This window comes from Micromonospora sp. NPDC048843 (assembly GCF_040649965.1).
GTDB classification, from domain to species: Bacteria; Actinomycetota; Actinomycetes; order Mycobacteriales; family Micromonosporaceae; genus Micromonospora; species Micromonospora hortensis.
In genome coordinates this window covers 22,539-34,801 of the sequence record NZ_JBEZGJ010000070.1, presented here as the reverse complement: position 1 = coordinate 34,801, position 12,263 = coordinate 22,539, and the positions used below count along the sequence as shown (strand labels likewise).

At 71.1% G+C, this 12,263-nt stretch carries 15 protein-coding genes; 4 read left to right on the top strand and 11 right to left on the bottom strand.

The annotated features are described in order from the left end of the window. Window positions 1-624: 624 nt before the first annotated feature. Entirely contained in the window at window positions 625-939 is a 315-nt protein-coding gene (locus AB0C20_RS17935; protein WP_357190615.1) for a MazG-like family protein, read from the bottom strand. A 189-nt stretch (window positions 940-1,128) separates the two neighbouring features. Between AB0C20_RS17935 and AB0C20_RS17930 the strand changes: the two genes are divergently transcribed. Next, window positions 1,129-2,499, top strand: a complete 1,371-nt coding sequence (locus AB0C20_RS17930; RefSeq protein ID WP_357568370.1) for a DUF6351 family protein — start codon at window positions 1,129-1,131, stop codon at window positions 2,497-2,499. A 66-nt stretch (window positions 2,500-2,565) separates the two neighbouring features. On the opposite strand, the gene AB0C20_RS17925 is transcribed toward AB0C20_RS17930, so the two are convergent. The 3 genes from AB0C20_RS17925 to AB0C20_RS17915 all read right to left on the bottom strand — a co-directional run bounded on the left by AB0C20_RS17925 (window position 2,566) and on the right by AB0C20_RS17915 (window position 4,146). Next, complete coding sequence (locus AB0C20_RS17925) at window positions 2,566-3,279, bottom strand: hypothetical protein (protein ID WP_357190611.1); 714 nt, start codon at window positions 3,277-3,279, stop codon at window positions 2,566-2,568. A 248-nt stretch (window positions 3,280-3,527) separates the two neighbouring features. After that, complete coding sequence (locus AB0C20_RS17920; protein WP_357568369.1) at window positions 3,528-3,707, bottom strand: hypothetical protein; 180 nt, start codon at window positions 3,705-3,707, stop codon at window positions 3,528-3,530. Then, window positions 3,691-4,146, bottom strand: coding sequence for a VOC family protein (locus tag AB0C20_RS17915; protein ID WP_357190607.1), 456 nt, complete (start codon window positions 4,144-4,146; stop codon window positions 3,691-3,693). Before AB0C20_RS17915 ends, AB0C20_RS17920 begins: the two co-directional genes overlap by 17 nt. 58 nt (window positions 4,147-4,204) lie before the next feature. Here AB0C20_RS17915 and tsaA point away from each other — a divergent pair, with 58 nt between their 5' ends. Further along, window positions 4,205-4,633, top strand: coding sequence for a tRNA (N6-threonylcarbamoyladenosine(37)-N6)-methyltransferase TrmO (tsaA, locus tag AB0C20_RS17910; RefSeq protein ID WP_357190605.1), 429 nt, complete (start codon window positions 4,205-4,207; stop codon window positions 4,631-4,633). Between the two features lie 53 nt (window positions 4,634-4,686). On the opposite strand, the gene AB0C20_RS17905 is transcribed toward tsaA, so the two are convergent. Further along, window positions 4,687-5,316: an MBL fold metallo-hydrolase gene (locus AB0C20_RS17905; RefSeq protein ID WP_357190603.1), complete on the bottom strand. Its 630-nt coding sequence runs from the start codon at window positions 5,314-5,316 to the stop codon at window positions 4,687-4,689. Further along, window positions 5,313-6,401, bottom strand: coding sequence for an S-(hydroxymethyl)mycothiol dehydrogenase (locus AB0C20_RS17900; protein ID WP_203117359.1), 1,089 nt, complete (start codon window positions 6,399-6,401; stop codon window positions 5,313-5,315). The genes AB0C20_RS17905 and AB0C20_RS17900 overlap by 4 nt, the downstream gene beginning before the upstream one ends. A gap of 185 nt (window positions 6,402-6,586) precedes the next feature. Here AB0C20_RS17900 and AB0C20_RS17895 point away from each other — a divergent pair, with 185 nt between their 5' ends. After that, entirely contained in the window at window positions 6,587-7,006 is a 420-nt protein-coding gene (locus AB0C20_RS17895; RefSeq protein ID WP_355009055.1) for a hypothetical protein, read from the top strand. A gap of 26 nt (window positions 7,007-7,032) precedes the next feature. Continuing rightward, window positions 7,033-8,214: a low temperature requirement protein A gene (locus AB0C20_RS17890; protein ID WP_357190600.1), complete on the top strand. Its 1,182-nt coding sequence runs from the start codon at window positions 7,033-7,035 to the stop codon at window positions 8,212-8,214. 7 nt (window positions 8,215-8,221) lie between these two features. Here the strand turns inward: AB0C20_RS17890 and AB0C20_RS17885 are convergent, their stop codons facing one another. Genes AB0C20_RS17885 through AB0C20_RS17865 form a run of 5 tightly spaced genes read right to left on the bottom strand, consistent with a single transcriptional unit; the run spans window position 8,222 to window position 12,219 of the window. After that, complete coding sequence (locus AB0C20_RS17885) at window positions 8,222-9,133, bottom strand: SDR family NAD(P)-dependent oxidoreductase (RefSeq protein ID WP_357568368.1); 912 nt, start codon at window positions 9,131-9,133, stop codon at window positions 8,222-8,224. A 22-nt stretch (window positions 9,134-9,155) separates the two neighbouring features. Further along, window positions 9,156-10,664: an NAD(P)/FAD-dependent oxidoreductase gene (locus AB0C20_RS17880; RefSeq protein ID WP_357190596.1), complete on the bottom strand. Its 1,509-nt coding sequence runs from the start codon at window positions 10,662-10,664 to the stop codon at window positions 9,156-9,158. 59 nt (window positions 10,665-10,723) lie between these two features. Beyond that, window positions 10,724-11,242, bottom strand: a complete 519-nt coding sequence (locus AB0C20_RS17875; protein ID WP_357568367.1) for a PH domain-containing protein — start codon at window positions 11,240-11,242, stop codon at window positions 10,724-10,726. Window positions 11,243-11,278: 36 nt separating this feature from the next. Then, window positions 11,279-11,740 (bottom strand): hypothetical protein, encoded by a 462-nt coding sequence (locus tag AB0C20_RS17870; RefSeq protein ID WP_357190592.1) that lies wholly within the window; start codon window positions 11,738-11,740, stop codon window positions 11,279-11,281. Continuing rightward, a complete protein-coding gene (locus AB0C20_RS17865) occupies window positions 11,740-12,219 on the bottom strand; it encodes a hypothetical protein (RefSeq protein WP_357190590.1) in 480 nt (159 codons plus the stop codon). The genes AB0C20_RS17870 and AB0C20_RS17865 overlap by 1 nt, the downstream gene beginning before the upstream one ends. Between the last annotated feature and the right edge of the window lie 44 nt (window positions 12,220-12,263).

Sequence of the window (12,263 nt, the reverse complement as noted above, 5' to 3'; positions counted from 1 at the left end):
CGTTTCTGACGTGCGTGCGGGGCTCGTGGCGCCGGGACCCTGTGTAACGACCGGGGGGCCAGGGTCATTCCGGGGTCGGCCCGTTCATCGGCACCCTCATCGTGGCGATGCCCGTCGGTCGTTCGTGGTGACCGTAACGACCGGCGGGCCTAGGTCATTCCGGGGTCGGCCCGCCCGTGGGCACCCCGTCGTGGCGGTGCCTGCGGTCGTTCGTGGGGGTCGCAACGACCGAGCGCGGGTCGGCATTCCAACCTGCGCGACCAGCCCTCAGGGATCGGGCGGGCGGTCGGTGGTGCTGCGATCGTCAGGGTATGTAACGACCCCGGCCCGGCCATGATTCCGGCCCACGAGTGCGCCCGGCCACACGCCACAAACACCCACCGGCGGCCAAACGACCCACACGGCAGCCGGCCCATGGCGCCCAACCGGCCCGCACCGGGTGATCCACTCGGGTTCACGGAAGTCGGGGCATCCCGGACTCCCGGACACCGCGACTTCCTGAACCCGAGTCGATCACCAATGAAAGCGACCGGCACGTACCACCCAATGTCGGGCAAATTTCTCAGAGAGGCCCGGCAGGCGACCGCCGGTAAGGGGACGGCAACAGCCGGACGCCAGGGGCGGTCATTGGCCCGTCAGGCGGGAGCGCACCTTTGCGGCGCAGGCGTCCAGAGCTGTCTGCGCGTCCAGCCCGAGGCTCTCGATGGCCACCAACGCGGTGAAGGCGACGTCGGCCAACTCCGCAGCGACGTCCTCGCGGGTGTGGGTGACACCCTTGCGCGGATTCTGCCCGAGCAGACCGATCCAGGCAGCCGAAGCCTCCCCCGCTTCCTCGGTGAGCTTCAGGATGCGGCAGGTCAGCTCGGTCTGCCCGGTGCCGTTCGCCTTGTCCAGCCAGCCGCGTGACGCTCGGGCCGCCTCCCAGATCGACTCGTTCACGACGACCAGTCAACCCGATCGGCCCACCGGCCCGAACGACCGGGTACGGCTGGACCATCCTGTTGACCTGCGGATCAGCGAACCCATTGACACTGGTCGACGGCGGTTCTAGGTTCAGGACGCTACCGGCCGGTAGGCAACCGTCCCGCTGGTCGCCCCCGGGCGACAACCGTCCGATGGGGAGCATCGATGCTGTCCACACCCGTTCGTACCCTCCGCCGCCTGCTCGCCGCCGCCGCCACGCTGACCCTCGCGGTCGGGCTGGCCGGTGCCGCGCCGGCGAGCGCCACAGGTCGCGGCGCGAGGGGCGGCGAGCCGCTGCCCGGCTACACCATCGAGAATCCGCCGTTGGCGCCGCTGGTCGTGGGCGGCAAGCCGACGACCGTACGCCAGGGTGTGCACCGCCACGCCGGGTACATCATCGAGGTCCCCGCCCGGTGGAACGGCGACCTGGTGTTGTGGGCGCACGGCTACCGCGGCCAGGGCACAGTGCTCTCGCCGGAAACGCCGACCTTCGGGCTGCGCCAGCGCCTGCTGGAGCAGGGGTACGCCTGGGCGTCGTCCTCGTACGACCGGAACGGCTTCGACATCCGCTCCGGGGTGCTGGGGACGAAGGATCTCGCCGACCACTTCGGGCGGACGGTCCGCCGGCCGCAGCACACCTACGTCGCCGGGGTGTCGATGGGTGGGTACGTCATCGGTCGTTCGCTGGAGCAGTACCCCGGCTTCTACGACGGCGCGATGCCGATGTGCGGTGTCCTCGGTGATCAGACGTTGCTCGACTTCTACCTGGACTACAACCTGGTCGCGCAGACACTCGCCGGGGTGCCGGCCTATCCCACGCCGGCTGACTATCTGACCAACGCGGTGCCCCGCATCCAGGTGGCGCTCGGCCTGGCCGGACTGACCCCCACCGGGCCGGACACCACGACGGACCGGGGCAAGCAGCTGCGGGCGATCACTGTGAACCGTTCCGGTGGGCCGCGTCCGGGCGCCGACGCCGCGTTCGCGGTCTGGAAGGACTTCCTCTTCTCGATCAGCGTGCCCACCGGGAGCGGCAACTCCCCCGCCCAGCGGCCCGGTCAGCTGTCCACCAACCTGCTCACCCGCTACACCCCGAACAGCCCGGTGAACGTCAACGCGACAGTGCAGCGGGTCGCCCCGGAGAACGTCGTGCAGCGCCTCCTGCCGACGCTGACCGAAGTGCCGCGAATCGCCGGTCGGCCCACCGCGCCGGTGCTCAGCCTGCACGGCCTCGGTGACCTGTTCGTCCCGTTCAGCATGGAGCAGTCGTACGCCGCCGACGTGGCGCGCAACGGTCGCAGCAAGCTGGTGGTTCAGCGGGCGATCCGGGCCACGCAGCACTGCGAGTTCACCCCGGCGGAGGCCGGCGCCGCCTGGGACGACCTGGTGTCCTGGGTACGCACCGGCAAGCGCCCGGCCGGCGACACAGTGACCGACCCGGCGGTGGTGGCCCGACCCGACTACGGCTGCCGGTTCAGCGACCGGGACGCGTACGCGGCCGGTGTCGGCACCCGCCGCCTCTACCCGGCCTGCTGAGGTACGCGGACACGAAGAACCGGCCGGCTCCCGTCGAAGGGAGCCGGCCGGTCTCGTGTGCGGGTGTCACCACATCTGCTGGACGATGTCCGCCGCCTGCTCCTCCCACTGCGCGTACGCGTAGGGGAAGGCGGAGACCTGGACGGTCTGCGCGGCGGTGGTCAGCGGCAGGTCCTGCCAGCCGCCGACGTTCTTGAGTGCGCTGAAGAACGCCGTGGCGGCATACTCCGGGTCGGTGATCTGGTCGGGCGTGCCCCAACCGGACGACGGACGCTGCTGGAACAGGCCCTGCGAGTCGTGGTCGTTGTACGCGCCGAGGTGGCCGAGGTTGTACAGCTTCGACTCCTGCAGCGAGGTGGCGATGCCGATCACCGCGCCCCGGTCACCGACGCCGGTCTTCTTGGCGGCGTCGACGATGGCCCGGGCGTTGGCCAGTTGCGCGTCGTCGAGCGGTACGCGTGACTGCGCGCCCTCGATGCCGTGCGGGATCAGCTGGGCTCGGCTCGGCTTGCCGGCCGGCGGCTTGCCGGTGGCGGAGCCGGTGGTCAGGCCCGACTCGACGGGCTGCTCGTCCTGACGGGCCGTGGTGGGGGCCTTTCCGGTGGCGCGGTCGATGGCGGCGACGGCGCCCTGGTGCGGTCCGGAGGTGACCGGTGCGGCGACCGCGGTCGGCGCGAGGGCCAGACCACCGAGAGCAGCCACACCCGCCACGCTCAGCGCGGTCTTGCGGTACGAGTCCTTAGCGATGGCGGGGAGCCATCGAGTGAAGTCGACCTTCACGATGGTTGCCCTTTCGATCGTGCGGAGCGCTCCGGGGTGAACACTCCTCGGGAGATGACCGCGGAAAAGGGTTTGGGCTCCGGCGGTACGGGGGACACAACCAGGTTCACGTGTCGGTCATTCCGGAAATGCCGGGGTTCGGGTGGGGTGCGGTCCCGTTCACCCGAGGAAATGGGACGGTCGACGCCACCGCCGGACGGTCACGGCGGGAAACGGACGGTCGGCGCAAGCCGTGACGAGCCGGCAGATCAGGTGCCGTACGGCGTGCCGAGGCGGACCAGCACGTGCCAGAGCTGCTTGAGGTGTTGAAGGGTGTCCGCGATCGGGCGCTCGACCACGGCCATCGACCGCGCGCACACGACGGCAGCCGTCCGCGCCGGGGTGAGAGCAACGGCGCGCAGGTCGTCCCGTTCAGATGTCGCCGTCATGTCCGGGGTCATCGTCGTCCATCCCGGTGCCCAGCTCTTGGAAGATGGTGATGTGCAGGTCGGCCGGAGCGTCGAGGCGGGAGTTGAGCGACTGCCACGGTGTGCGGGTGGGCGGGGCGACCTCGCTGGCCCCGGCGGCGACCAACCGGGTGGTGGTCGCCGCCGCGTCGTCCACCTCGAAGGCCACCCGGATGCGGGGAGCGACCTGCCGACCCACCTCGACCTCGTCGATCATGCGCTTCTGCGCCGGGTTGGCGATCTCCAGGGTGGCGCGGCCGGCGTCCAGGATCACCACCCGGGCGTCGCCGTCGCCGCTGAACGCCGCCTCCTCGGGCAGGCCGAGTGCGTCGCGGAAGAACGCGACAGCAGCGTCGTGGTCGGCGGCCTCCACCACGAGTCGCAGCTGACGGACGACGGGGGCGGGCGAGTCGGCGGCCATGACCGGGATCCTAGCGTCGCGGCGGGGCTAGGTTGGGACCGTCCAGGAGGGAGCGACGATGGTCGAGGCAGTGAGTGACGACGCGTACCTCCTGCGCCCGGTTGGTCGGGTCGCCTCGTCGCTGACCGAGGCGGCGAGCGCACCACGGCAGGGCGACGAGGGTGCGCCGCCGGCGTGGCTGGTCTTCGACAGACAGGTCGAGCGAGCCGTGCGTGACCTGCGGGTCGGCACGGAAATGCTGGTGCTGACCTGGTTGGACCGTGCCCGACGCGACGTGCTCGCTGTGCACCCACGCGGCGACGCGAACCGTCCGGAGACCGGGGTGTTCAGCACCCGCTCACCGCACCGGCCCAACCCGATCGGGCTGCACCGGGTGCGGGTCCTGGCGGTGGACGGGCTGCGCGTCGAGGTGGCCGACCTGGAGGCCCTCGACGGCACCCCGATCCTCGACGTCAAACCGCTGCTGGGCGCGGCCGACGAACGCTGAGCCCGTCGACCGCGCGCCAACACGTCAGCTCCGACCTGAGACGCCCGCCGGCGTCAGTGACCGCGGTCCAGCCACTCCTGCAGGTGCGGCGACTCCGCGCCGATCGTCGTGTCGTCGCCGTGACCGGTGTGCACGACAGTCTCCGCGGGAAGGGTCAGGAGGCGGGTGCGGATCGACCGGACGATGGTGTCGAAGTCGCTGTACGAGCGGCCCGTCGCGCCCGGGCCGCCGGCGAAGAGCGTGTCGCCGGTGAACACGGCGCCCAGCTCCGGCGCGTGGAAGCTGCACGCCCCGGGGCTGTGTCCGGGGGTGTGCAGCACCCGCAGCGTGGTGCCTCCCACCTCGATGCTCTGCCCGTCGTGCAGCTCGCCGTTGGGCGGCAGGTGCGGGTGGACCATGTCCCAGAGGACCCGGTCGGCGGCGTGCAGGAGCACCGGCGCGCCGGTTGCCTCGGCCAGTTCGGGCACCACCCGGACGTGATCGTCGTGGGCGTGGGTGGCCAGGATCGCCCGGACCTGCCGGTCGCCCACCAGGGCGAGGATCGCCGCCACGTCGTGCGGTGCGTCCAGGACGACGCACTCGCGGTCGTCACCGATCACCCAGACGTTGTTGTCCACGTCGAAGGTCTGCCCGTCCAGGGAGAACGTGCCCGAGGTGACCGCGTGGTCGACGCGGGCGGTCACGGGAACACCACCACCGAGCGGAGCACGTCGCCGTGGTGCATCCGGTCGAAAGCGTTCTCGACCTGGTCGAGCGCGATCTCCTCGGTGACGAACGCGTCGAGGTCGAGCCGGCCCTGCAGGTACAGCTCGGTGAGCATCGGGAAGTCCCGGCTGGGCAGGCAGTCGCCGTACCAACTGGACTTGAGGGCGCCACCACGTCCGAAGACGTCCAGCAGCGGCAGCTCGATCTGCATCTGCGGGGTCGGTACGCCGACCAGCACCACGGTGCCGGCCAGGTCACGGGCGTAGAACGCCTGCTTCCACGTCTCCGGTCGGCCCACCGCGTCGATCACCACGTCGGCGCCGAAGCCACCGGTGGCGGCACGGATCGCCTCGACCGGGTCGGTCTCGGAGGCGTTAACTGTGTGCGTGGCGCCGAACTTGCGGGCCCAGTCGAGCTTGCGGCTGTCGGTGTCCACCGCGACGATCGTGGTGGCGCCGGCGAGAACAGCACCGGCGACCGCCGCGTCCCCGACGCCGCCGCAGCCGATCACCGCGACCGAGTCGCCCCGGGTGACGTTTCCGGTGTTCATCGCCGCGCCCAGCCCGGCCATCACCCCGCAGCCGAGCAGACCCACTGCTGCGGGTCGGGCCGCCGGGTCGACCTTCGTGCACTGCCCGGCGTGCACCAGGGTCTTCTCGGCGAACGCCCCGATGCCCAGCGCCGGGGCCAGTTCGGTGCCGTCGGTGAGGGTCATCCGCTGGGTGGCGTTGTGGGTGTTGAAGCAGTACCAGGGCCGCCCCCGGCGGCAGGCGCGGCACACCCCGCAGACCGCCCGCCAGTTCAGCACCACGAAATCACCCGGGGCGACGTCGGTGACGCCCTCGCCGACCTGCTCCACGATGCCCGCCGCCTCGTGGCCGAGCAGGAACGGGTAGTCGTCGTTGATGCCACCCTCGCGGTAGTGCAGGTCGGTGTGGCAGACCCCGCACGACTGAATCCGGACGATCGCCTCACCGGGCCCGGGATCGGGCACCACGATGGTGGTGACCTCGACCGGCGCGCCCTTGCTGCGGGAGATGACTCCCCGGACTTCCTGGCTCACTTCGCCTCCTGCTGGTGGTCTGCGGCGGGGCCGGGTGCCGGGGTGGGCGGGTGTGCCACGGGCTCGGCGGTGGGCCCCCGGCGAACCTACCGCGACCACCACGGCCAGCCCAGCCGGCCCGGCGGGTTATCGCGGGCGGTGCGGGGTACGCGGGCCGCATTCGACCACGGCCAACGGGAGTGACAATGAAATTCGCGCACCTGCCGCTGCGGGTCAGCATCGGCGCGTACTTCCTCAACTCGGGTCTGGGCAAGCGCACCCTGGAGGGCACCGCCGCGGAGGGCCTGCACGGGATGGCGGTCGCCGCCATGCCCCAGCTCGGTCAACTGGAGCCGGCGCGTTTCGCCAAGCTCCTGTCGTACTCGGAGATAGCCCTGGGGGCCGCGCTGATCGCGCCGTTCGTCCCGGCGCCCCTGGCCGGGCTCGGCCTGACCGCGTTCGGCGCGGGCCTGGTGCAGCTTTACCTGAAGACGCCCGGGATGCGCGAACCCGGCAGCATCCGCCCGACCCAGCAGGGTGCGGGGCTTGCCAAGGACGTCTGGCTGGTCGGCGCGGGGCTGACCCTGGTGCTGGAGGGGCTGACCCACGGCCGTCGGCGCGGCTGACCCGGCGGGTGGTCTGAGGAACTGCGGTGACCCAACCTCGGCCGGTGCGGCCGTTCTACCGGCCGATGCGGCCACATCGTCGCGACGAGCCGCACCGCACGGCCACGCCGCTGGAGCTCTTCTTCGACCTGTGCTTCGTGGTGGCCGTGGCGCAGGCCGCCGGCAACCTGCACCACGCCGTCTCCGAGGACCAGATCGGACACGCGCTGGCCAGGTACCTGATGGTCTTCTTCGCGATCTGGTGGTCGTGGATGAACTTCACCTGGTTCGCCTCGGCCTACGACACCGACGACGATCTCTACCGGATCACCACGCTGGTACAGATCGCCGGAGCGTTGATCATCGCCGCCGGGGTGACCCCGGCATTCACCGACGGCGATTTCGCTGTGATCACCTACGGGTACGTGGTGATGCGGCTGGCCGCCGTCGTGCACTGGAGTCGAGCGGCGATCGGCGACCCCGCGCACCGGGCGGCGGCGCGCCGCTACGCGATCGGCGTGACGGTGGTGCAGCTCGGGTGGCTGCTGCGGTTGGTGCTGCCCGGCGAGTGGGGCATCGCGGCGTTCGTGCTGCTGGCGCTGGCCGACCTGCTGGTGCCGGCGGTGGCCGAACGCCCCGGGATGACCCCGTGGCACCCCGCGCACATCACCGAGCGGTACGGGCTGTTCACCCTGATCGTGCTCGGTGAGGCGGTGACGGCCGTGTCGTTGGCGATCCAGGACGGGCTCGACGCCGGGGAACACGACCTCTGGTCGCTCGCGGCGGCCGGCGCTGTCATCGTGTTCGCGCTCTGGTGGCTCTACTTCGATCGGCCGAACAAGGCTCCCGACCGGCAGCCGTACTCCCTGATCTGGGGTTATGGCCACTACCTGATCTTCGCGGCGATCGCCGCAGCCGGCGCGGGCCTGAGCGTGTCGGTGGACTACGAGCGGCACCTCGCGCACGTCTCGGAGAGGACCGCCGGGTACGCGGTGGCCGTCCCGGTCGCCGTCTTCCTGCTCACTGTCTGGGTGCTGCACGTACGCCGGCAGCAGCACGGCGCTGTGGTCGTCGCCTTCCCGGCCGTCGCGCTGCTGGCACTGCTCGCGCCGCTCGGTCCGGCGCCGGTGTACGCGGTGGCGGCGCTGCTTGTCGCTCTCGTGGCACTGACAGTGGTCATGCGCACCCGCGAGGTGGCCCCGAGCGCGACGGTGGCCGACCCGGCCTGAACCGCTGTCACGCCACCTCACGGGCCGGGTCGGCGAGGGTCTCGGCGGGGCGTTGCGTGGGAATGTCGGAAGCGGGCGGCGCCGGGCGGACCACGCCCCGGTTCAGGCCGGTGACCAGAAGCCTGTTGTACGAGGCCGGCAGGACCCGGGCCAGCAGGTCGGGCAGCTTCGCCGACCAGCCGATCAACACCCGGCCCCGACGTCGCTCGACGCCGCGCAGGATCACCTCGGCGGCCCGTTCCGGCGCGATGGTCAGCAGCTTCTCGAACTGCGCCCGGCCGGCCGCGTACTCGTCGTGGGAGACGCCACTGCCGATCCGGGCGTTCTCGGTGATCCGGGTGCGGATGCCGCCGGGGTGCACCGAGGTCACTCCGATCCCGTCGTCGACAAGCTCGTGGCGCAACGCCTCGGTGAAGCCGCGTACGGCGAACTTGCTCGCCGCGTACGCGGTCTGCCCGGCCGGCACGATCAGCCCGAACAGGCTGGAGATGTTGACCAGGTGCGCGCCCGGCTCGGCCCGGAGGGTGGGCAGCAGGGCGTGGGTCAGCTGCGCCACGGCCCGGAAGTTGACGTCGATCACCCAGCTGAACTCGTCGAACGTCACCTGGTCGAACCGGCCGCCGAGGCCCACGCCGGCGTTGTTTATCAGCAGGCGTATCCGCGGGTGCCGCTGGCCGATCTCCGCGGCCACCTGGGCGGTGGCGGTCTGGTCGGCGAGATCCACCAGGTACGTGGCGAGCTGACGATCCGGGTGGTCGGCGCGGATCGCTGTCGTGACCGCGTCCAGTCGCTCGGCGTCGCGGTCCAGCAGGACCAGATCGCTGCCTCGGCGGGCCAGCGCGTGGGCGAGCGCGGCGCCGATGCCGCTGGCCGCCCCGGTGACCACTGCGGTCGCGCCGGTGAAGTCGAACCTCTGCACGATCGTGCTCCTCTGCTGGCGGTTACCGACGCTCGGACGCGACGGGACGTCCGATGCGGTCAGGTTCTGTCACCCCGCCGACGCGGGAGAACCGCACACCCTCGTCGGTGAGCCGGCCGTGCCGCATCAGCAACACGTCGCGGGCGTAGTTCTGGTGCAGCCGCCACGGCGCTGTCGCACCCTGTTTGGGCAGCGTGTCGACAGCGCGCAGCACGTAGCCGGAGCGCAGGTCGATCAACGGCACCCGCTCGTCGTCGGGCGGCGGGAGCGGGGTGACGACCTGCTGGCCGGTGCGGTCGAGGTGCCGCAGCAGTCGGCAGACGTAACCGGCGACCAGGTCGGCCTTGAGCGTCCACGACGCATTGGTGTAGCCGAGGGTCAGCGCGAAGTTCGGCACACCGGAGAGCATCATGCCCTTGTAGGCCACCGTGTTCGGCAGGTCTACGCCGACACCGTCCACCCGCAGCGTCAGGCCACCGAGGGCGAGCAGGTTGAGCCCGGTCGCGGTGACCACGACGTCGGCGGGCACCTCCGCGCCGGAGGCCAGTCGGACACCGTTCGCGGTGAAGGTGTCGATGGAGTCGGTGACCACCGACGCGGTGCCCTCACGCACGGCCGTGAACAGGTCGCCGTCGGGTGCCACGCAGAGCCGCTGGTCCCAGGGGTCGTAGCGGGGCGAGAAGTGCCTGTCGACGTCGTACCCCACCGGCAGCCGACTCCGCGCGGCCCGGCGCAGCACCCGCTTCACCAGGCCGGGCGCACGCCGGCTGAGTTGGAAGTTGACTGTGGACAGCAGCACGTTCTTCCAGCGCACCACCGGATACGCGGCCTTCGCCGGCAGCCAACGCCGCAACGCGTCGGCCAGCCGGTCGCGGGCGGGCAGCGCCAGAACGTACGTCGGTGAGCGCTGGATCATGGTCACGTGCGCGGCCCGCTGCGCCATCGCCGGCACCAGTGTGACCGCCGTGGCGCCGCTGCCGATCACGACCACCCGCTTGCCGGTGTGGTCGAGGTCGTCGGGCCAGTGCTGCGGGTGCACCAGCCTCCCGGCGTACGCGTCGACACCGGGCAGGGGCGGGGTGTAACCCTCGTCGTAGCGGTAGTAGCCGGCGCAGGCGAAGAGGAACGAGCAGGTCAGCACCACGATCTCGGCGGTGTCGGTGCGCTGGGCGTGCACCGTCCAGCGGGCGGTGTCGCTGTCCCACTCGGCACGCAGCACCCGGTGGCGGAAGCGGACGTGCCGCGGCACGTCGTACTCCCCGGCGGTCTCGCGCACGTACTCCCGGATGGTCGTGCCGTCGGCGATGGCCTTCGGCGCGGTCCACGGCTTGAACGAGTAGCCGAGGGTGAACATGTCCGAGTCGGAGCGGATGCCCGGGTAGCGGAACAGGTCCCAGGTGCCGCCGATCGCGTCGCGCGCCTCCAGCACCGCGTACGTCTTGTCGGGGCAGTTCCGGCGAAGGTGGCAGGCGGCCCCGATGCCGGACAGGCCGGCGCCGATGATCAGCACGTCGACGTGGTCGGAGGCCATCGCGTTCCTCCATCCGGGGCGGTGTCCGGACCCTAACACCGCACCCGTTTGGCCGGAAACTACCGCGAGACCACGCCCCGGCCGTCCAGCTGACCTCCGGGACGTCCCCGGGCGGCACGCTGCTCGGCCAGCCGGACGAGCAGTTGGTCGAAGTCCGCCACGGTGAGTACCGGCCCGTTGTTCTTCCGCAGTGTCCCGCTCTTGGACCGCCGCTGCACGGCCGACTCGAACGCCCCGTCGGTCGTGTGTACCCAGCAGGCGAGGCGGGCCGTGGGCCCGCCGAGGAACAGCGCTGGACTCGCCTCGAACCGGGTCACCTGTGACCAGGGCAGGGTGCGGGTGGAGAACACGTGCCGGAGCCGGACGCCCCGGTCGTTGACGTAGATCCCGGTCAGGTGCAACCGGAAGACGAAGGTCAGCCACACCCCCATGAAAAAGAACGCGCCGGCCATGCCCAGGGCGGTCCGCGCGTCGATCTCGCCCTGGATCAGCGCCCGCCCGACGAAGAGCGACGTCGTCGCGGCCGCGGTGCACCCCACCAGCAGCATGAACCCGGTGAACACCTGGCGGGCGCCCACGGGTCCATCCGCTGCCATTTCCGCATGGCCTGGAGGCTAGTCCTCCGATGCTCGGGTGAAGTCCATGACCCAGTTGGTCTCCCAGGTCTGCTCGCCGTCGACCGAGAACGCCTGCTCCCAGCGGGCGGTGGTCGCGCTGATGCCCGACCAGATGAACCGGCACCGGACCGGGCGCCCCTCGTGCTGGTCGTCGGCGTAGAAGTGGCCGACCCCGTCGACGAAGCGGCCCACCATCGGCGGCAGCCCCAGCACGCCGTCGACGCTGCTCACCCAGTAGATCGACCACTCCTCGCGAGCCGGGTCGAAGACCCGGATCGTGGCGCCAGCGGAGCCCTTGGTGGGGAACGTGATCTCGTCGAAGTGACCGCCGCCGGCGAAGAAGCCGTGCGCCACCGACACCCCGGGGAACTCCTCCCACTCGTCGGAACCGACCAGCCGCTTGCGCAGCCGCCGGTTGACCACGTTCCAGGTGCCCACAAAGAAGTCGAAGTCGCCCATCAGCGGCCCACCGGCCCTTCCGCTCGCGTGTCACGCAGATAATCGGTCAGATTCGGACCCTCCGGCAGCAGCATGTGCCGGACCCAGGCGGCCCGCTCGTGTTCCAGAACCGCCAACTCCCAGACGCAGCCCACCGCCGGGCGGCGTAGGTGGACGAAGTGTGCCGGGTCGTCGTCGGGACAGTCCAGTGCCGGCTGCCCGGCAGCGGCGACACGGACCTCCACCGCGTTGTCCCACACCCAGCTGTACGCCAGCAGATAGGCGCCGGTGTCCGCGCCCCGGTGCAGCACCACCCACCCGGCGGCCGGGGTGCCGTCGTCGACGACGTCGGCCAGCAGGTCGGGGAGCAGGTCGTACGCGGCCTTCTCCACCTCGGGTTCGATAGGTCGCTCTGGCTGGTCTATGTGGTAGCGCTTGAATTGCCGGCCGCCGATCAGCACTGGTCCGGGCGTTCGTAGTTCCTTGTCGCGAAATGCCATGCCGGGACGGTAGGACGGGTCCCCTGACAACTAGTGTCAGTGGA

Excerpts from the sequence above, each read along its gene's own strand:
- AB0C20_RS17930 (WP_357568370.1), top strand. The coding sequence starts at position 1,129 with ATGCTGTCCACACCCGTTCGTACCCTCCGCCGCCTGCTCGCCGCCGCC.
- AB0C20_RS17870 (WP_357190592.1), bottom strand. The coding sequence starts at position 11,740 with ATGGGCGACTTCGACTTCTTTGTGGGCACCTGGAACGTGGTCAACCGG.
- AB0C20_RS17920 (WP_357568369.1), bottom strand. The coding sequence starts at position 3,707 with ATGACGGCGACATCTGAACGGGACGACCTGCGCGCCGTTGCTCTCACC.
- tsaA (WP_357190605.1), top strand. The coding sequence starts at position 4,205 with ATGGTCGAGGCAGTGAGTGACGACGCGTACCTCCTGCGCCCGGTTGGT.
- AB0C20_RS17915 (WP_357190607.1), bottom strand. The coding sequence starts at position 4,146 with ATGGCCGCCGACTCGCCCGCCCCCGTCGTCCGTCAGCTGCGACTCGTG.
- AB0C20_RS17865 (WP_357190590.1), bottom strand. The coding sequence starts at position 12,219 with ATGGCATTTCGCGACAAGGAACTACGAACGCCCGGACCAGTGCTGATC.
- AB0C20_RS17895 (WP_355009055.1), top strand. The coding sequence starts at position 6,587 with ATGAAATTCGCGCACCTGCCGCTGCGGGTCAGCATCGGCGCGTACTTC.
- AB0C20_RS17880 (WP_357190596.1), bottom strand. The coding sequence starts at position 10,664 with ATGGCCTCCGACCACGTCGACGTGCTGATCATCGGCGCCGGCCTGTCC.